Here is a 239-nt window from a genome sequence, read left to right on the forward strand (position 1 = left end):
TGTCCCGTTGGTCTCATCGTCATCATCGTCTGGTTTCCCTGCCCATCGCTCGCACAAACTGAACAGAAGAGAGGACAAAATGACCCTCAGACCTCGTCTTGTATCAGCCATCTGCTTTTGTATAGCAGCAGCAGCGATGCTGGTGCTGTCCTTGGCAGGTCCTGGTGCTGGGGTCCTCTGCATGAAGCTCTTCTTTGCTGGCTGTGCATCCATCTTGTAGTGGAACATGAGTGCTGCTA

General features: G+C 52.7%; 1 protein-coding gene. It reads right to left on the minus strand.

What is annotated here, in order from left to right; genetic code table 11:
* Nucleotides 1-228 (minus strand): hypothetical protein (locus tag IEQ44_RS17475; protein WP_227487714.1); only part of this gene is annotated, 228 nt, incomplete at its 3' end.
* Between the last annotated feature and the right edge of the window lie 11 nt (nt 229-239).

It is taken from the genome of Nocardioides malaquae (genome assembly GCF_015070385.1).
Lineage (GTDB): Bacteria > Actinomycetota > Actinomycetes > Propionibacteriales > Nocardioidaceae > Nocardioides > Nocardioides malaquae.